The organism is Nostoc sp., from assembly GCF_036919815.1.
Classification (GTDB): Bacteria; Cyanobacteriota; Cyanobacteriia; order Cyanobacteriales; family Nostocaceae; genus Nostoc.
In genome coordinates this window covers 35,218-54,075 of record NZ_JBALCE010000041.1, presented here as the reverse complement: position 1 = coordinate 54,075, position 18,858 = coordinate 35,218, and the positions used below count along the sequence as shown (strand labels likewise).

Here is an 18,858-nt window from a genome sequence, read left to right as displayed (position 1 = left end):
ATACCACGACCAGCACAACCTACACCGGGTTCTGGACCACCAGATTCTACGCAACGAACGTCCCGGAAGCCGGTCAGCATTACTTCATGGAGTTCAATATCTTCTACAGCACCGCGTTCAGCAGCTAATTGAAGAACGCTTGTTTGTGCTTTACTGTGTAACATCAAACGGGTAGAGTCAGCTTTAGGGTCGCAACCGACAATCAGAATGCGCTGACCCATTTCAGCCATTGCTGCTAGGGTGTTTTGAGAGGTGGTAGATTTACCAATACCGCCTTTACCATAGAAAGCTATTTGTCTAATCTTTGGGTCAGTCATGGTTGTGTTTTCCTACAATGATTTATTGATGAATCTGAAGCTTGATGGTAGTTGTTTACCCTTGGCGTTTTAGGGAAGTAGAGTCTGTTGGCGATTGCACCCTGGCAAAAAAAGTTAAAATCAGAACATATTTACCCACGAAACGATGGCTTTAGGGATAAAAAAATCTCTATCTCCTAATAACGAAGCCTTTAAAACTTTGATTTCAACATTATCAGTTGTTGTAACAGAATCCAAATGGTTGCTCAATCCTCAAGAGTGGTTATAGCAGGAATTAAAATCAACGCAGATTTATCCCTTTAACCACACAACCAACTTGCATTGCAATCCACTCTTAAATGGTCGCTATAACTTTTCTGATTTTGCAGATATCAAGTCGCCAAGAACATCTATAGCGCTTCTCGTTTCGTGATTAATGCAGCATGATAAATTCCAGCCCAAAAGTGGTAGCTACAGGTGCAGTGCGATAATACTTGCACACGCAACCCGTAACACTCTGGTTTAGATAATATCTTGGTGACTTTTGACAGGATGGTTAAATTCCTTAAAATTGGGGAACGACACCATTCTGCTTGGAGTTTTTGTTCCAAAAGTCAGCAAGTGCTTCAACTTAGTTCGCGGTTGAAAATGTTTGCTCCCGCTTAGACTAAGTTAGTAAATATTCTCGATTTTTATGGATTTGTCAGGCTGTACTAAGAGTCTTTCTTCCCAGACTCCAAGAGTAATTACCTTTGGCGGATAATGCTCTAGCTAGGTTAGCCAACTCTTATTGGCTCATACCCAGATAAATTTTGATTGACTTCAAGTTGTTACAAAGGCTACTATCCTACTCAATCTAGTTTTAGATTTTCGTTGCAAACAGATGTAGCGAATTGAAGTGGACTTACCAGAGCAAAAAAACTTTATTGAGTTTGCCTCAAACTTGTCTTGAAGTCTTTTTGTGCTTTTACTTTTTTGATTCCTATAAAAACCATAACATACATCTCACTAATTTATTTGCCGAATCTCTAATTATTTATCTCCTCGCCAGAAGATTATCCTTAGGATCTTTAATAGTCATAAGTTACACGCTCAAAAGTTGCCAGTTAGTGAAATTATTGATCATAGCCAATATGTGCAGCTAGATACTTTTGGGTATTTTATAAAAGTATTTAAAACTAATGTTTGGCAACGAAAACATAATTTCTGATTTTTGCACTCAGAAATTTTTTAAAATCATTAGAGGTAATTAGAGGCGGAGACTCAAAATAGGCATTCCCAGTCGGAGACTGGGAACGAGGTATGAGGTAAATTAAGGGTTGTGAAACTTAGAGGTAATTAGAGGCAAGATTAGGGTGTGGGAGAAAGCAATGCCCAATACTTCGACTTCGCTCAGTACAAGTGCCCAATGCCCCACATTACATTTACAATCGATTAGTATCTTTTGTAACTAACTTCCAGCCTTCAGCTTGATCAACTAGCTTCATTGAGTCTAATTGAAGATTGTTGAAAGCAGATGCATGAAGTAGAAAGTAAGGTTGTCCGTTGTAGTGCCAATAATATTGCAGTTCACCAACAGAAGCCGGAATGATCGTGCGATCGCTATAATAATCCAACGAGGGACGATGATAGGGAAAAGATGTGTAAATCTTCCTCGTAGCTGGATTTGCCCGCACAATCATTGCGGCGACTGGTTTAACTGGATAGGCTTCTGATAATTCCCAAACCCAGTAGTTAGATTTCATTAACAGCAGCAGCGAAATATAACTTCCCCAAAACAAAATCTTCAGAAATTGCCCGTCGCCTCGTTCTGCTAAAATAGCTGCTAAGGTCATAGTTAAAGCTACTGCGGCAAAAATTAGTTGTAAGTCTATTTTCGATGTTGTACCCCAACTGAAATAAATACTCCCAGCAGAAGCGACTACTGCAAGTATCGCCAAACCAGCAACCCAAGCACGGGGATAAGATGAGAGTAAAGGTGAATTTTCCGTTTCTGATAACTGGATACCAAAAGCTAAGGCTAAACTAGGGTAAATCGGGAATAGATACCAGGGAACTTTGGTAATCATGAAGGAAATTACCAGCAGGTAAACACCACTCCACGCCATTACTAGTTTTGCCCAACTAAGGTTGCGATTTTCCCAAGTTAAACGGATAGTTTGCGGTAAGAATAATAACCACGGCCATGTGAACTTGAGAAGTTCAATTACATAGTACCAAGGTGGTTGAGAATTCCCCTCTACAACAGCGCCAATTCCGCTTGCTGATGAGTTTGCAAGGCTAATTTGAGCGAAAGTGTAACCATAGTGAATTAGTTGGGCACCATACCAACCGGCTACGGGGAGAATGCCAATTAAGATTGCTATCCACAGATAGTAACAGGTGAGTAGTCGTGGCGTATCCCAAAAGAGAAATATGAGTGCGATCGCACCTAATAATACACCTAGCAGTCCTTGAGTTAGGCAAATCAACCCAAAACTAACGCCAACACCAAGACAATAACGTAAATCTCGGCGCGATCGCAACACGCACAACATCATCACCATCAAAAAACTTACCATCGCCCCATCCAACATTGCTAACCGCCCATGACGCACCACGGGTAACATTGTTAGGTAAATCAAGGCGCTATAAATAGCAGCCCAACGCTGGCGAAATATCTCACGAGCAATGCAATACAGTAAAGGTACAGATGTTGCTGTTAAAATTGCTCCAGGTAGACGAGTTGTCAACTCATTTTCGCCTCCTAAAGAATAAGCCCAAGCAATTAGCAAATGCATCAAAGGCGGCTTGTCATGATATGGTTCGCCTCCTAGCGTTGGGTAAAGCCAATGCATTGAACCTGCTGGTGCATGCCAAATTTCACGCGCAACCTGTGCCACAGTACCTTCATCCCAATCTCGCAGGGGCAATCCTCCCAGATTGATGCTAAACAGTAAAACTGCTGCCAACAGCAATACTATTAGCCATACCGAATCAATCCATTTGCCAACCGTGCGATCCTGTTTTTCTAGATGACTCCAAATAAAGCTTCCTTCTTGCATATTCTCTGGTAATCATTTTACTTGCTGGTTTGATTACATAGAGACATCTAGCGAATCTCCCATGTTGCCACCCAGTAACAACGTATGTTATTAACAATTGCTAGTTTCCAAGATTAACTCAACTTTCTCTAATTGGCGCTATTTTTTGAAAAATTTATCTTACTTAGTTAAAGAATATTCAAGCGGATAAATGATAAAAATAATACAGGCAATAAATTATTTATTACCTGTTGAGTCGTCCGTGAAAGAACCTGTATTTTATTTTTAACTTGATGCTTAGGTTGCTTTTTATCTACTTAGTTTAAAGCTATAGCAATCCTAAATGAGTCGTGAAAATCTCCGATTCCTGTCTCTGTGTTCTCTGCGCCTCTGCGGTTAATTTATTTTTACAAATGATTTAGGACTGCTATAGCTTAATTTAGAAAATTAGTAAATAATTCCTACAGGGTTTCAATGGTGTGCTGAACATTTAAAGGAATCAGTTGTAATCTTTTTGAATAATAATTACCAACATCTTTTAAATCTTCCGCTTCCTTCCCATCCCGCCTGAGAAGAAATTTCCTCTCTGATAGCTAAAGTCCTCTCAAGATGACTAAATACAAGATTTTAAGCGATCTGAGCAAATTTGGGGATTTTAAATTTAATTAAGCGATTATTTAATTTAAATATCTGTGTTATACAATTTTGTCAAAGCATTTATTATACAACTCTCAAATTATAGGAGCTTGTCAATGACTTTACCTGTAGTTGTGGATATTACTATCGGCTCAGTTTTTATTTACTTGATTTTGAGCTTATTAGCTTCCGAAATTCAAGAATTGATTACCACATGTTTACAATGGAGAGCTAAACATTTAAAAAATTCAATTGAATTGCTTTTAGCAGGTGGTAGCGAAACTGAAAAATCAGATATTACTAATGCCAGAAATTTGGTACAGAAACTTTATAACGATCCTTTGATTAATAGCTTGAATCAACAAGCAAAGGATAAAATAGAAAGGCAGTTCCGGGAAAATCCTAAAAGCAGTAACAAAAAAGCACTAGGAAAAAAACAAAGTGGACCTTCCTATCTTCCTTCTGAAACATTTGCAATTACTTTATTAGATACCTTAAAAATTCCCCAGTTAGTTAATTATGTGAAACATCCGAGTGAAGACTCTCAAACAAATTTGCACATGATATTAGCATCTTACAAAGAACTTAAAATAGGTGTTAATGATCAGAATAGTGAAAGTTACAAAACAATTCAAACAATTTATGGAGATATTGACCAGAAGTTTAGAGATTTTGTTAATCAAGAGTTACCTGATGATGTACCTGATAATTTAATCAAGAGTCTTGCTGTACTCGCTCAACGTGGTAGGATAAAGATTGGCGACCTTACAGAAGAAATAAATCAATTTAAAAATGAGGTTGAAACATGGTTTGATCGCTCTATGGATCGAACCAGTGGTGTTTATAAGCGTAATGCCAAAGGAGTTGCTATTCTAATTGGAATATCAATTGCCATATTAACCAATACTGATACATTTCATCTCATTCAAAGACTGTCACAGGATTCGGTTATCCGCTCTACAATTACTCAAAGTGCAACTCAACGAACCGATTATATCAAAGATCCAGAAGCCAGAAGGGAAATTGAGAAACTATTAGGAAATGCTTCTATACCCATTGGATGGCAAAATATTAATCAACAGCTTGAGCTATTAGATACTAGAGACTCGAATCGCGGAAACGTCTTATTAATCACAATTTGGCAGGGTTTTAGATTAATTTGCGGTTGGATACTTAGTGGTTTAGCTATTGCTATGGGTGCGCCTTTTTGGTTTGATATCCTTAATAAAGTTATCAATGTGCGGAATGCCGGGCCAAAACCTGTTGCGTATACTAAGGATCAACCGTCTCAGAAATAGCGTTTTACAACAGTTTTCATTTATTTGAATCACATCTGTCGCAATACGGTTCGGATAAGACTTGATCCCCCCAACCCCCCTTAAAAAGGGGGGCTAATAATGGCTCTATTTCCCCCTCTTTTTAAGGGGGACTAAGGGGGATCAATAAGTGCCTATGCAGCTTAACCGAACCGTATTGACATCTGTCGTAGGGAACATTGCTCATTGGTGTCAACTTAAGGTGGAAGCCCTCATCCCCTAACCCCTTCTCCCAATATGGGAGAAGGGGAACTGGAGAATTTTCTCCCCTCTCCCAATATGGGAGAGGGGCTGGGGGTGAGGGCAAAACTCATACAGTCAGCAGATTTTAGCTTAAGTTCATACCAATGACCATTGCTGTGCCTCTTAGAAAATAAAAATAACCCGGAGTTTTAATTCTTTATTCTGAAGAATAATCTCAATTTGCTTGATGAATTCTCGAAAGTAAAATCGTCGCTCTGTTTCCGACAAATCTAACCAAAATTGTGGTATAGAAACAGCTTGAGCAACAGAACGCAAGTTAACTGGGGGAAGAGTCGCCAACTTTGCTTCGAGTGCAGAAATTTCTGTGCGGAGTTTGTAAGCCCTTAACTTTGCTGTTTCGGCATCTAAAATTCCAGTTTCAATTAAAGCGGGTAACTGAGCAAGTATTTCTTGCTGACGTGCGATCGCTTGTCCTAAACTATTCTTGACTGCATCCAACTGAGGAAAATTCACCTCTGCTACAGCTAAGGGTAAGTCACGGCAAACCGTTTCAATTGTATGTTCTAAAACCTCTTGGTAGGGAATAGCCTTACACTTGGGGCGTTGGGGACAGCTAGTAGAACGTAAATAAAGATACTCCTGATCTTGATTGCGTTGGGTGACACGGGTAACTGTCATGTGTGACTGACACTCAGCACAGACAACCAACCCCGCTAAAGAACGCCTAGCACTAGCAGTTCGGGATGGTAAACGGCTGTTACGGCGTAAAAGTCGGTCAACTTGGGCTGCTTCTTCTTTAGAAATTATTGGAATATGGGTATTAGAGATAATTTCACCATTTTGGTAAGCTGTATTCCCCCGATAAACTTGATTAGTCAGCCAGCGTCTTCCTGTGGTTACAGAGATTTTTTTGCCGTATTTTTTCACCAAGTAACGAACTGAACCCCGCAGGGAACCATAGAGTAAAAAGTGTTCAAAAAAATCTTTTACTACTGGTGAAGTACTGCGGTCTATAGTATATTTTCCCTTACCTCGGCGATAGCCGTAGGGAACTTTGCCGGGTGGCGGTGCAAGATTGAGACGATTACGGGCGTGTCCTTGACGGATGCAACGACTACGTTGCTGACGTTGGATTGCGTGTAGCAAATTCAGCAAGTCAGCGCCCAGAGGGTAATTTTCGGAAGTGTAGGGCTGTTCAGTAGCAATTATCGCCACTCCCATTGCTTCGAGTTGATGCAGGCGATCGCTAATTTCCTCTACAGTATCCCCTAATTCTTCCAACCGCCGAATCAGGAGATAATCTGCCCTTTCAGTTTGGCAATCTGTGAATAATTGTTGTAATTGCGTTCGCGCAGCGTGTCCAAAGGACTCTCGCGCTGCGTGTCCATTCGCGCAGCGTCTCGGAGGGAAGGACTCTCGCTTGCCCAAATCTTCATAAACCCGATCAATCTCCCATCCCCAATCGGCTTGATCGGGAGAAGATTCCAGTAGCGGATCGGTGTAAGAGTAGGCAATGATTTTCATTTGTCATTGGAAACAATGCGATTTTGTGAGATGACCATGCGAAAACGTGCGTGTAACGCGCCATTTCTCGGCTGACTTGGTATTATTGTAAGAGAGTTATAGCGTTTCCTAGTCTACTGAGGTACATCATAGCCCCCTCATCGCTTGCGGGGAGGGGGTTGGGGGTGGGGTTCTTGTACCTCAGTCAACTGAGAACCGCTATAGCAACCCTTAAAAATTAATACGACGATAGATTTCAGTCAGGGGAATTTCTACGTTTAAACTGTGCAGGACGATCGCCCGTTCAAGGTTAGAGTGAACTTGCCATAGCCAGCGATCATTACTATTACGATCTTTGTTGTGATACTGCTCAATGTAGGGTTCACTTTGGCTGACAAGCAGATATTCACAAAAGCTGCCAAGAGAGCGATATTTTCTGAACTTTTCGCCTCGTTCGCGTAGCGTCTCTGAAAGAGAATCATAAGCTTCGGTAGAGGGCGATAGAACTTCGACAATGAGTAAAGGATTGAGAATTTCATCATTACGCTCACCATTGAACTCTGGTTTGCCATTAACAACCATCAAATCGGTATAAGTACCACACTGATATTCAGGAATCCAAACTTGCAAGTCGCTGTTATACAAACGAAAATCGGTGTCTCTCAGCAAAAACCCTAAGTAAATTAACAAGTTGCTGGCGATGTCTCACGACAAGCCGCTCCGCGTCTACGCACTGTGGGCTTCCGAACCTCCCGACATAGTAATAATTTCTCCGTTGCGGTATTCATGGCGTTCTGGGTTGGTTTCTTCCATAGCCCGATACTCGTCTAATCTGAGGCGAGTTGTTATTACATCTGGGGGACTCGTTTGAGCAAAGACCACAATCAGACCTCTTGAATAATTAGCTCTAAAACTATTATCAGCAACGGGAGGAAGAATGTCTATTGGTTCTTCTCCCCCACTCCCCACTCCCCTTCACTGCTGACTCAACTCGATAATATTCCCATCAGGATCTTGGGTAAACAGAGCAGGGCGACCGGAAGCGCTGGGTTGAATGGGATAATTATAATTGAGTAACTCTTGTTTAGCAGTGTCTAAGTCAGCAACGGAGAAAGCAATGTGGGGATTGCGTCCCCATTTTTCGTTTGGGTTTTCCGTGGGGACAGTAGGTGCAACTATCAGGTGAATTTGATAGTCGCCGATTTTATACCATGCACCAGCGTAGTTTAGGGAACGATCTATTTTGGCTAATCCCAATACTTTGCCATAAAATTGTTCCGAGCGTTCTAAGTCAGTCACAAGAATTGCTGTATGGAGACTTTGGGTAATGTGCATTGTCGGTAAGATGCGATCGCGTTTATTTAAATTTTGACGTAGTTTGAATCTTTATGGGGAGTGAAGGGAGAATAACTAATAAGAAATGACAAACTAAAAAAGGAGGATAAATAATGGATGCTCAATTAAGTCTTACAGAAATGAGTGTTGCACGGGAGATTTTACAAGATTACGACCCTGCACAACACGCTTTGAATCACTTGGAAAAACACAATGGCAAAGTTGAAGGCGCTTTTGAGGATTTGTGGATTGAGAAAAATGGGCAACCGTTCAGGCAGCAAAGTAAATCACTTTGGGAAGTAACATTAAAGGTATTGCGTGAGGAAGTCTGTGGCAATGATGGTTTTCGCGGTCAACTCAAAGAATACACCAAAAATCCAGGGAGTTCGCCTTTGTTGACAGGATTGATTATCTCTCTTGTGGGTCTAGCGGCGACACACGGCTTACCAATTGATCCAGCGATCGCAACTGTTATTATTTTATATATCCTCAAAATCGGCTTGAATATTTTTTGCGAATATACTGAACCACCCGTTGGCAATTCTGGAACTCTACCGCCAGGAAACTGATGTGCTAACTTGCAAATCATTACCTTTTTCTGGATGCTTTGTATATGGCGTACACTCTGATCTCTCTCCTAAAAAGAGAGAGGCTTTGAAACCCCCATTTACTTGTACGGAAGGGAATGAAATGTATTGATTCAACCACTTTAGCTGGTAATTTCTTTTTCAAAAATCACCTTAAATGTTTGAGAATCAAGGAGCAAACATCTGTTGCTTCAATTGGATTTCCATCAACTAGGTGAGTTTGATGGGTGATAAATAGGGGACCTTCATCTGGAGAAGTGGTAATGTTACCGTGAGAACCACGCACCAGAGAAGCATCCAGAGGAATCACATCCATGAGGTAGCGAAAACCCAGTTGTTTCTTAAGTAGCTTGAGAGCAATTTTTCCTTGAGGAAATTTAATTTGTGGATCAAGGAAAAGTTCTACAGGATCGTAACCAGGTTTGCGGTGGATATCTACAGTTCTAGCAAAATCAGGCGCTTTGGCATCATCAAGCCAATAATAATAGGTAAACCAAGCATCAGACCCGGCGATCGCTACTAACTCTCCTGATCTAGGATGATCTAGGTGATAGGCTTGTTTACCCTCTTCATCCAATACCTGCGCTACACCTTCAGTCGCTTCTATAAGCGATCGCACTTTCGGGATGTACGCCGGATCATTCACATATATATGAGCAATTTGGTGATCAGCAACAGCAAAGGCAATGCTAGCACCAAAATCGAGCAGTTCTCGCCCCAATTCTTCCCGCACAGTAATTAAACCGTTTTCCCGTAGCACGCGGTTCAGATCCACTGCTTTGGAGACTGGGGTAATGCCATACTCAGAAAGAATAATTACCTGAATATTACGTGCTTGATAATATTTAATCAAATCGCCACAAACAGCATCAATTTGTTGTAAATCTGCTTGAATCTGGTTGTCATTATCACCAAATCGCTGTAAACAGTAATCTAAATGCGGCAGATAAACTAGTGATAATGTAGGGTTGTAGCGTTCCTCAATCCATTTTGCTGAATTAGCAATCCATTGACTAGAACTAATTGAAGTTTTTGGCCCCCAAAAATCGAACAAAGGGAAGTTACCTAAATCAGATTGAATTTGCGATCGCACATCAGCAGGATGGGTATAAATATCAGGTAATTTTCTGCCATCTGCGGGATACATCGGGCGCGGCGTAATCGCATAATCTACTGAAGAATACATATTGTACCACCAAAAAAGGTTGGCACAAGTGAAGCTTGAATCTATTGATTTAGCTATCTCCCAAACTTTGGGAGCCTGTACTAGTTTATTAGATTGTCGCCAGAACTTTACTTCACACTCATCGCGGAAGTACCAACCGTTACCGACAATCCCATGTTCATCAGGCAATTTTCCTGTTAAGTAAGTAGCTTGAACAGAACAAGTCACAGCAGGTAAAATTGTTGCGATCGGGACTACTTGCCCAATAGCCGCCCAAGAAGATAAAAAGGGTGTGTTTTCTCCTAGTAAACTGGGCGTTAATCCCACGACATTTAGAACAACCGTTTTCTCCATAAACTTAATCCTCTCTTATACCAATTTTAAGAAATAATTAGAAATGCACCGTAACGCATCTCTACAAATTTAAAACAGAAAACTCAGGTTAAATCTTAATTTATTCATTACGAATTAATTTTAATACCCACTCATATTCTCTTTGAATAGAAGTCAGCAAATCTATCTTCATTTCTGATGGCAATACATCCCAGGTGTAAGTTTCAATTTCTAAATGTTGGCAGGCATTATTGGTCTGAAGTAGATGCAAAACAGTAGCAATATCATCTTGCGTAGACTGCAAAATTTGATAATCATGAATAAAAATTGGCACATGAAAGTGAGTACGCCATTCTTCAGCTAGAGATTGTTCTAAATGTGGTAATGCAGTTATTAAGTCAGGATAGTGATGGAGTGTACCATCACTGCGACGTTCTATTACTTGGTGAAGATAGGTAGATTCAGCAAAGGGACGTAGACGCTCAACTATCAAACTACGTTTCTCAATTTCAGCAGGTATGTTTACTTTAATTGCAGCGCTGATTTGAATCTTCCCAATCTTAATTCCTGCTGATTCTAAACGGGCAAATACAGATTTTGGATCTTCATATTCAACAGAAAAATGGCAGGTATCATAGCAAATACGAACGTGTTCTAATAATTTACTCTCTGCTAAATTCTGTTCAATATTTAATTTTTCTGATAAATACTTCCCGCCAATTGGCAATAACCAATTTTGAAAAAACTCAACTACTTCTGAGGTTTTCTCAATTAATCCATCAGGCTCAGGTTCTAAATCAATATGGAGTAACTTTCCTGTTTCTTCGCTGATGCGAATCATTTCTACAACAACTGATGCTATGTTAAAACAACTTTTATTCAGAACTATCGATAAAATTGCTTGGTCTTTTCCCCACCAAGGTTTATAAGATAATGGCAGTGTAGAAATTCCACCATCCAGACCTTCTGGTAACAGAGATGCTAAAATTTCTGTCAAGTTTAATGTGTAATTCAGCCGTTCCTGTGTAGACCAATCTGGTGTATAAACGTGGTCTTTTACCACCTGTCGATGAAATCCCCCATAAGGAAATCCATTTAAGGTAAAAACGTATAAATTTTCTTGAGTTAGCCAAGCTTGAAATTTCGCCAAATTATTACTTTCTAAAAGTTGTTTTGCGGCGGCATCTGCTAACCTTAAACCAATGCCAAAAGGTGCTTTAGGTGATAAACGTGACTTAAGTTTGGGAATATATTTATCTAAATTAGCGAAAACTTCTAGCCAACTTTCGCCAGGATGAATATTACTGCAATAAGTTAAGTGAAAGTTGCTGTTTGTGATAATTTTCATTTTCTAGCTTTTTGCCTTATAAGGTTTTCAAGCACATTTTACGAAAAGAACTAGGGATTTTTATAATTCTGGGATGTACCTTATCAATATACCTACTCGTGAATAAATTTAGTTTATTCTGAGAAAAGGTGAGGAAAATTAGCATATAGTAATCCTAAGAGGTTGTTTGAAAAGTGATATGTTGTGATTTTAATCGAATTGTTACCCCCCTTAATCCCCCCGATATCTTGGGAGGAAACAAGAAAAATTCGGTTCCCTCCCCTTTATAAGGGGAGGGTTAGGGTGGGGTAAAAAAATATTTTATACATCAATCATGACTTTTCAAACATCCTCTAATCTCGACTTTATCCATTTTTTGGCAACGCTTTAGCTGACGCTGAAAGCTTTGTATGACCGTAGTTTTACTTTTTAGTTTTCACCTAAAATCAGTGATATGGAAAAAGTTTTTGCCAAAAAGCTAGGGTTTTGCCGATACAAGAGATCCAAGTTATTAATTTTGGATAAAGTCGAGCTAATTGAATCGTGAGAAAATCAGGTGACTCAAAGTAGTTAAGATAAGATTTTTTAAAATGGTAAGCTGAAAACCATCTAATTTGCATAACCGAATTAAACATAACTCTTGTGGGGTGGGTCGGAAAGCCCGCCCTAATTATGCAAGTTAAATGTGGAACAGCTTATTACTGGGTATGTACATTTAAATTTAAGTAACAGCAAATAGTTGTGCTAATTTTATTGATATTGGTAGCAAAATTAGAACTGATAAACCGTAAGACAAACCAGTAAAACCAGATGCAACAGTTGCATCTAAGACAATTAGAGACAACACGCCTACTTTGACAGCATTTCGGATTTTTTCGGGTACTGGTTCACGCGCCGCCTGAATAAAATTAGGTAACACTCGGATAGCTAATAAAGCCGCGAATGGTAATGCTGCGATCGCTCTATACTCTGTTAAAAATCCTAAAGCTAAAACTGCCGTCAATACTAATGCAATCAAAAGTAGTGCTAGTACTCCGGTAATCTTCTTACCTCCGTGAACTTCACCCTGACTAATTGCGGTAATCGCAGCAATGTAAAGTACAGGAATCAATGCTAAATACCAACGTTCCCACACTATTGCTGGTACAAGACTTACGCCTAATAATAAGTTACTGCCACGACACAAACCCATATTAAGTGGGCCAAAAAAAGAATGATGTTTGGCGAGTGAGTCATATAACAGCGCTGTAAAAGTGATGAATATAGCGATCGCACCACTTAACCAGGATACTTGAAAAGCGGCTCCGATGCCGAGCGCAAACAGTATACTCCCCAATAAAGTAGCATTTTGAAGAGATACACGACCACTAGGAATTGCTCTATTTGGTCGCTCTTTTGCATCTAATTCCGCATCGAAAACATCATTAAAAACTATACCACCGCCATATAAACCAGTTGTAGCCAATAACAACCAAGCTAATGGAATTAGAATGGCAAAATTTGTTTGTCCATTGATTAATTTAGCAAAAATAATCCCAGAGCCGGAAGCAGCAAAGCCAACAAGAATATCTGCCCAAGCAGTAACAATATTAGCAGGGCGCATCAATTCCAGATAACCCCGCCAGCTTTGAAAATTCAAGTTTGCAATATTCACTTATCTCCCTCCTTGCCTAGTAATTTCTCAAAATAAACTGCATATTCACAGATGAATCAGATATTTATCCAAGAGACATCTATGAATTAGCTCTTCCCTACTTCCCACTACCAATTTCTACTCAATCAGCACATAGTCTGAAACTGACTTGATTCCTGGTTCCTGTCCCCGCAATACAGAATTCCCACTGAACAACTCGCGCTGATCGGTCGATTGGGAATTGAGCCAGTCTGATGCTTGCATCTGCCCAGTTTGACTGTAAGCAGCTAAAGCATTTTCGTAACAAACAGCTCGTACATATTCTTCAGGAATGCCCCTGTCTAACATCAACTGAGCCGTTTTCGGAACTGCTAACGGATCACTGATACCCCAATCAGCACTACTATCCACAATAATGCGGTTACATCCATATTGACGGACAATTTCCACCATCCTGGCATTACCCATCTTCGTCTGTGGGTAAATCGTGAAAGCTGCCCAGAAACCCCGTTCTAATACTTCTTCAACAGTTTCTTCGTTGTTGTGGTCAATAACTACTTGTGAGGGATCTAAGCCATATTCGAGGCAGCGATCCATGCTGCGACTAGCACCCGCCTTCTTATTCCGATGGGGGGTATGAATCAACACTAGCATATCGAGTTCTTTGGCTAATTCTAATTGTTGACAAAAGTATTTATCCTCTGCTTCTGTCATGTCGTCATAGCCAATTTCGCCAATAGCAACAACTCCCTCTTTACAGGCATAAAGCGGTAGCAGTTCTATAACTTCTGCTGCTAGCGCCTCGTTGTTAGCTTCTTTTGGATTTAGACCGATTGTGCAGTAGTGTTGGATGCCAAACTGACTGGCACGAAACCTTTCCCATCCCACAAGACTGCTGAAGTAGTCTTTGAATGTGCCAGCACTGGTTCGGGGTTGTCCTAACCAAAAGGCTGGTTCAATGACGGCAACAATGCCATACTCCCGCATTACTAGGTAATCGTAAGTAGTACGGGAACACATATGAATGTGAGGATCGATAAACATCATGGTGTGGTTTAATTATTTGGGCATTGGGCATTGGGCATTGGGCATTGGGCATTGGGCATTGGGCATTGGGCATTGGGTTATTCTCCCACTCCCTCATCTCCCCTAGTACCGAGTCCCTAATCCCTAGTCTCTTTTATTTTTAGACTGGTAGGCGATCGCGGCTCAAACTGCTCCAAGTCAGCTTACCCTGTTGAATGGATGACTGTAAATCTGGGTAAAGGGAGAGTAATACTTGCGCTTCAGGTAAAGGCGATTGAGCACAAGCTAAGGCTGCTGCTTCTTGTTCGGCTTGACCTCCCTTTGCTAGCACTTTTTCTAAATCTGCAATGATTGCAATATCGGCAAACTGTCCCACAGCTCGCCACAGTTCAGGGGTAACTGAGCGTTTAGCTGCCCAACGTTCATGGGCATAATCTAGCAACATCCTCGCCAATTCTGGATTAGCACGGCGTTCCAGACCCCAGATTAGATGTAACGAACTGCCGACAAACACAGCTTTCAACACCATCTGATTCCAAGCAGAGTTATCTAAATAATCCGCCGGATAAGGGTTACGTAGTGCTATGGCTTGGAACACATTACTCATATTGCTGCGAATTCCTTCAGCAGCACGGTGGCAATGTAGCTCTAGATGTGGTAATAAAGGCAAACTTTGATAAAGTACAACTAATTCTCCCATATCGGCAGTAGAAAACACTTGATCGAGCGATCGCACATACCGATCAGCATCATCGTAGGGTAAAGCTAAAAGCAAAAGTGTGCGACCTGCTTGATCTACACTCCAATGACCAGGATACCAACCGGGAATCACATCCTGTGCTGCTTCCAAGTCCTCGAATGTTAGCTGCAAATCCTGTTTACCTAGATAACGCGGCACAGCACTAAAAGCGGTAAAAAACACTTGTTCAGAAGCACCGCTAGCAATCTGTGTCTGCTTTTGTTCCAGCCAAGCAGCAGCTTTTTCTGAAATAGACTGTAACAGCCAGTTATGCAGTAATTTTTTTACCTTACTCATGATTAAAAGTGACATAACCAGCACCTGTACATTACTACGAGAGGCTTCTCTACGAGAGGCTTCTCTACGAGAGGCTTCTCTACGAGAGGCTTCGCCAACGCCAAGGCCAACACCAACGCTTTTTGGGAAAAACTTTTTGGTTTACTAAGCATGTTCTTTGCGCCAAGCCTGGGGAGGTAAACCGTGATGTTGGCGAAACTGGCGGGAGAAATGAGACACATCTTGATAGCCCAATGCTTTCGCTATCTTCTCGACTGTCTGATTATTATTTTGGAGTAAAAAACGAGCTCCCGCCATCCGGCGTTTGACAATCCAGCAGTTTACAGTCTCTCCTGTCTGTTTTGCTACTCGGTTAGTTAAGTAAGCAGGTGAGTAACCAACAGCAAGAGCCACATCACACAAAGTAATTCCTTGATGATAATGGGCTTCGATAAAGTCGAAAACTTCTTTTAATTGGGGTATGTAAGGAAAGATTGACGAATCAGGGATCATGGCTTCTCTACCAGAGGCTTCTCTACCAGAGGCTTCGCCAACGCCAACGCCAACGCCAACACCAACAGCAACGCCTTCGGCAACACCTCCAGCGATCGCTGTAATATGATCTACAAATATTGATTTTGGAGCTTTCTCGACTTGAATAGAACACCAGTATTGGAGACTAGCTTGCTTTTGTAAACGAATAGCGATCGCTCTGAGCAATTCATCTAGTGTCGAGGGTTTGGTAAGATAATCATCTGCTCCCAATTCCATAGCTTTGCGAACATTTGCTTTGGTACTGCTGCCAGTCAGAAAAATGAAAGGAATAATTGCTGTCAGAGGATCTTGGCGTAGCGTAGTTAAAACGCTATAGCCATCCATATCAGGCATCGTGATATCGCAAATTACTAAGTCGGGTATGTCCTTTTGTGCTTGCTGGATACCAACACGACCGTTATTAGCACCGATCATATCAAAACCTTTAGCCTCAAGACCCTTCAAATAAAGATTGCGGGTAACGGTATCATCTTCAATGACGAGAATTTTCTTTGACGATTCGTACATCATTATTCTATTACCATAACTTTTTGCAGAAGTTGTTTACTAGACTCTTGGGTAAGTATCTAAATAGGTCTAAGATTAATTACTTCATTCCGAGAGTTATGATTGTTGAGTTTTAATTAACAACTATCTTCATTTCAACACTCATAACTCAGAACAGCTAAACTCTGATTTTATTAATGGCAGCATTACAGTAAACGTAGTGCCCACACCAACTTCACTTTCTACAGATACTTGACCGTGATGTAAATCTACAAGGGTTTTAAGAATCGATAGTCCTAATCCAGTACCAGGTATATGATCAATATTACTGCCACGATAAAATGGCTCAAATATTCGTTGTTGATCTACTATTGAGATACCAATACCCTGATCTTTTACCTGGAAAACTAATTTCTCATTTTGGCAATATAGTTCTAAATTAATTGCCAGATTTGAAGGAGAATACTTAATTGCGTTATCAAGCAAATTCTTCAAAATCGGCTCTAGCAATTTTTTATCTATATAGGCTTTTACAGAGTTATCTTGACTGACAAAATTGATTGGGTTTGGGTTAATACTCATCTGCATTTGTGCAATCAAATCCTTACAAAAATCAACTAATTCAAGCTGTTTTGGCTCAAAGTTTAATTTTGCAGCTTCTGCCTTAGAGAAGAACAAAATATCATCCAACATCAGGCTCAGTTGTTCGGTGGCTTTTTGAATGTGATCAAGTAGTGGTTGTATTTTCTTTTGTGTACGTTTGTCTACTTCTTCCTTTAGTAAACTATTAGAAAATGAAACAATATTCAGTGGAGTTCGGAATTGATGGCAAACCATAGAAAGAAAACGCGCTCTAAGTTCGCTAAGTTGTTCTGCTTGTTTTAAAGCTTGGTTAAGACCTAATTCTGCATATTTATAATCGGTAATATCGATGCCTGCAATCAGTTCGACTGGGTTTCCCCCAAAATCTAGCCCTCCATCAAGCTGGGCAACTGCACAGGCTAGCCAGCGCTCCGTGCCGTTTTTTGTCAAAATATTCATTTCCTGGTATTCAAAGTTAGCCGCTTCACCCTGCTGTCGTACCTGCCTGCGTTTTTTGCTCTTAATCAGTCGGCGAAGATCAAAACCTCCTAGCAGTTCCTCTTTTGTGTAGCCAGTGAGTTCCTCTACTGCCGGATTTATATAGCAAAGCCGCGTGCCTTGAATCAGAAAAGTGCTGGCATCTGTCGTTTCTGCTAAAGTCCGAAATCTATCTGCGTTTAGCCGTAATGCTTCTTCGGTCTGTTTCGATTCAGTAATGTCCCAAATACTCCATACTCTACCAATAATTTTGCCCTCAAGCCACTGAGGTTTAGAGTAGTGTGCAAAAACTCTCCCATCTTTCAACTCTAGTATGTCGTAGCTCTCAAAATCAGATTGGCTAGACACTTCCCAAATCAACCGACTAAAGGCTTGCGGATCTTTAAGTTGGTTCTCAAAAAAGGCTTTGCATCGAGGACATTTCTTGGATAGTATTAGCGACTCCGGGATCTGCCACATATCCACAAATTTCTGATTCAAGCTCAGAATATCTCCCTCAAAGTTAACTGCAACAATACCAATAGCAGTAGATTCGAGAGTAGAACGGAGTAAAGAAAGAGATGTTTCTAGTTCTACTTCTTTAGTCTTTAATTGAGAAAATTCCTGTTGTAAATTGTCTTTAGTATCTCTTAATTCATCAGTCCACTTTTGCACGCTCAGTTCTACTATTTCATCAGTTTTCTCACGAGCAAAGGCACAGCCAAATTCCATATCCTGGTGTTTTACATAGTTCATGGATATTTCTACCAGAAATATCCGACCTGTTTTTGTGCGATAGCGAGATTTAAATGTAAGGGAATGTGAGTTAATATCTGACCAATTGTGTAGAGAAAAGTCTACATCTATATCATGTAGCCCCATAGAAAGTAATTCCTCACGGGAATACTCAGTCATTACGCAAGTGGCATCATTAACGTAAAGAAACTGTGCGTTTGCTCCTAAACAGAAGGCAGCATCTACAGCGTGATTTATTAGGAAGTGAGCAAACTTCATCTCTATTTCTGGTTGTAGTGCCCATTCATTGTTTGATCTAGTTAGTGTATATTCGCCAGAATTCATATTCATCTTTACTCCTGGTAATCAATCAGCACAATACCTATTAATGAGTTAATAGTCATAACTTACTAAAATCTTTGATGCAGTGTTTGCTCTTAAAAACTAAAATTGGTTAGGATTTTAGAAAACATTCCTAATTACCTTAACAAAACTTATCATACCAATAAAACTGAATAATCGAACTAAATTTTCTGAAAAAAACTAAAAACTTAGAATTTTTTATTGACTTCAACAGCTTTTTATAAAAACGCAAAATTGAGACAAATCAAATGCAGATTAGTC

The 18,858-nt window shown here is 40.3% G+C and carries 15 protein-coding genes; 2 read left to right on the top strand and 13 right to left on the bottom strand.

The annotated features are described in order from the left end of the window. Positions 1 to 317 (bottom strand): AAA family ATPase (locus V7K15_RS11265; RefSeq protein WP_334905585.1); only part of this gene is annotated, 317 nt, incomplete at its 3' end. A gap of 1,403 nt (positions 318 to 1,720) precedes the next feature. Then, positions 1,721 to 3,340 carry an ArnT family glycosyltransferase gene (locus V7K15_RS11260; protein WP_334905584.1) on the bottom strand — a complete coding sequence of 540 codons (1,620 nt, stop codon included), beginning with the start codon at positions 3,338 to 3,340 and terminating at the stop codon, positions 1,721 to 1,723. Between the two features lie 731 nt (positions 3,341 to 4,071). Between V7K15_RS11260 and V7K15_RS11255 the strand changes: the two genes are divergently transcribed. Continuing rightward, the gene (locus V7K15_RS11255; protein ID WP_334905583.1) at positions 4,072 to 5,253 is read left to right on the top strand and encodes a hypothetical protein; all 1,182 of its coding nucleotides are present in this window, start codon (positions 4,072 to 4,074) and stop codon (positions 5,251 to 5,253) included. Positions 5,254 to 5,637: 384 nt separating this feature from the next. Here V7K15_RS11255 and V7K15_RS11250 read toward each other — a convergent pair whose 3' ends face one another. From V7K15_RS11250 to V7K15_RS11240, 4 genes are all read right to left on the bottom strand, one after another. After that, positions 5,638 to 6,999, bottom strand: a complete 1,362-nt coding sequence (locus V7K15_RS11250) for a recombinase family protein (protein WP_334905582.1) — start codon at positions 6,997 to 6,999, stop codon at positions 5,638 to 5,640. A gap of 210 nt (positions 7,000 to 7,209) precedes the next feature. Continuing rightward, positions 7,210 to 7,668, bottom strand: a complete 459-nt coding sequence (locus V7K15_RS11245; protein WP_442949665.1) for a Uma2 family endonuclease — start codon at positions 7,666 to 7,668, stop codon at positions 7,210 to 7,212. A gap of 36 nt (positions 7,669 to 7,704) precedes the next feature. Next, a complete protein-coding gene (locus V7K15_RS29965; protein ID WP_442949664.1) occupies positions 7,705 to 7,947 on the bottom strand; it encodes a hypothetical protein in 243 nt (80 codons plus the stop codon). A 6-nt stretch (positions 7,948 to 7,953) separates the two neighbouring features. After that, complete coding sequence (locus V7K15_RS11240) at positions 7,954 to 8,313, bottom strand: VOC family protein (protein ID WP_334905581.1); 360 nt, start codon at positions 8,311 to 8,313, stop codon at positions 7,954 to 7,956. A 113-nt stretch (positions 8,314 to 8,426) separates the two neighbouring features. On the opposite strand from V7K15_RS11240, the gene V7K15_RS11235 reads away from it, so the two are divergent. Further along, complete coding sequence (locus V7K15_RS11235; RefSeq protein WP_334905580.1) at positions 8,427 to 8,882, top strand: hypothetical protein; 456 nt, start codon at positions 8,427 to 8,429, stop codon at positions 8,880 to 8,882. Between the two features lie 166 nt (positions 8,883 to 9,048). On the opposite strand, the gene V7K15_RS11230 is transcribed toward V7K15_RS11235, so the two are convergent. From V7K15_RS11230 to V7K15_RS11200, 7 genes are all read right to left on the bottom strand, one after another. Further along, positions 9,049 to 10,419 carry an alkaline phosphatase family protein gene (locus tag V7K15_RS11230; protein WP_334905579.1) on the bottom strand — a complete coding sequence of 457 codons (1,371 nt, stop codon included), beginning with the start codon at positions 10,417 to 10,419 and terminating at the stop codon, positions 9,049 to 9,051. A 100-nt stretch (positions 10,420 to 10,519) separates the two neighbouring features. After that, positions 10,520 to 11,746, bottom strand: coding sequence for a metabolite traffic protein EboE (gene eboE / locus V7K15_RS11225; RefSeq protein WP_334905578.1), 1,227 nt, complete (start codon positions 11,744 to 11,746; stop codon positions 10,520 to 10,522). Positions 11,747 to 12,446: 700 nt separating this feature from the next. Beyond that, positions 12,447 to 13,379: a UbiA-like protein EboC gene (eboC, locus tag V7K15_RS11220; RefSeq protein ID WP_334905577.1), complete on the bottom strand. Its 933-nt coding sequence runs from the start codon at positions 13,377 to 13,379 to the stop codon at positions 12,447 to 12,449. A gap of 117 nt (positions 13,380 to 13,496) precedes the next feature. Further along, complete coding sequence (locus tag V7K15_RS11215; RefSeq protein WP_334905576.1) at positions 13,497 to 14,405, bottom strand: TatD family hydrolase; 909 nt, start codon at positions 14,403 to 14,405, stop codon at positions 13,497 to 13,499. Positions 14,406 to 14,544: 139 nt separating this feature from the next. Beyond that, complete coding sequence (locus V7K15_RS11210; protein WP_334905575.1) at positions 14,545 to 15,435, bottom strand: EboA family metabolite traffic protein; 891 nt, start codon at positions 15,433 to 15,435, stop codon at positions 14,545 to 14,547. A 129-nt stretch (positions 15,436 to 15,564) separates the two neighbouring features. Continuing rightward, positions 15,565 to 16,464, bottom strand: coding sequence for a response regulator transcription factor (locus V7K15_RS11205; protein WP_334905574.1), 900 nt, complete (start codon positions 16,462 to 16,464; stop codon positions 15,565 to 15,567). A 138-nt stretch (positions 16,465 to 16,602) separates the two neighbouring features. Continuing rightward, a complete protein-coding gene (locus V7K15_RS11200) occupies positions 16,603 to 18,579 on the bottom strand; it encodes a scytonemin biosynthesis sensor histidine kinase (protein ID WP_334905586.1) in 1,977 nt (658 codons plus the stop codon). Positions 18,580 to 18,858: the final 279 nt, after the last annotated feature.

Excerpts from the sequence above, each read along its gene's own strand:
- V7K15_RS11260 (WP_334905584.1), bottom strand. The coding sequence starts at position 3,340 with ATGCAAGAAGGAAGCTTTATTTGGAGTCATCTAGAAAAACAGGATCGC.
- V7K15_RS11255 (WP_334905583.1), top strand. The coding sequence starts at position 4,072 with ATGACTTTACCTGTAGTTGTGGATATTACTATCGGCTCAGTTTTTATT.
- V7K15_RS11250 (WP_334905582.1), bottom strand. The coding sequence starts at position 6,999 with ATGAAAATCATTGCCTACTCTTACACCGATCCGCTACTGGAATCTTCT.
- V7K15_RS11240 (WP_334905581.1), bottom strand. The coding sequence starts at position 8,313 with ATGCACATTACCCAAAGTCTCCATACAGCAATTCTTGTGACTGACTTA.
- V7K15_RS11235 (WP_334905580.1), top strand. The coding sequence starts at position 8,427 with ATGGATGCTCAATTAAGTCTTACAGAAATGAGTGTTGCACGGGAGATT.
- V7K15_RS11230 (WP_334905579.1), bottom strand. The coding sequence starts at position 10,419 with ATGGAGAAAACGGTTGTTCTAAATGTCGTGGGATTAACGCCCAGTTTA.
- eboE (WP_334905578.1), bottom strand. The coding sequence starts at position 11,746 with ATGAAAATTATCACAAACAGCAACTTTCACTTAACTTATTGCAGTAAT.
- V7K15_RS11215 (WP_334905576.1), bottom strand. The coding sequence starts at position 14,405 with ATGATGTTTATCGATCCTCACATTCATATGTGTTCCCGTACTACTTAC.
- V7K15_RS11210 (WP_334905575.1), bottom strand. The coding sequence starts at position 15,435 with ATGTCACTTTTAATCATGAGTAAGGTAAAAAAATTACTGCATAACTGG.
- V7K15_RS11205 (WP_334905574.1), bottom strand. The coding sequence starts at position 16,464 with ATGATGTACGAATCGTCAAAGAAAATTCTCGTCATTGAAGATGATACC.
- V7K15_RS11200 (WP_334905586.1), bottom strand. The coding sequence starts at position 18,579 with ATGAATTCTGGCGAATATACACTAACTAGATCAAACAATGAATGGGCA.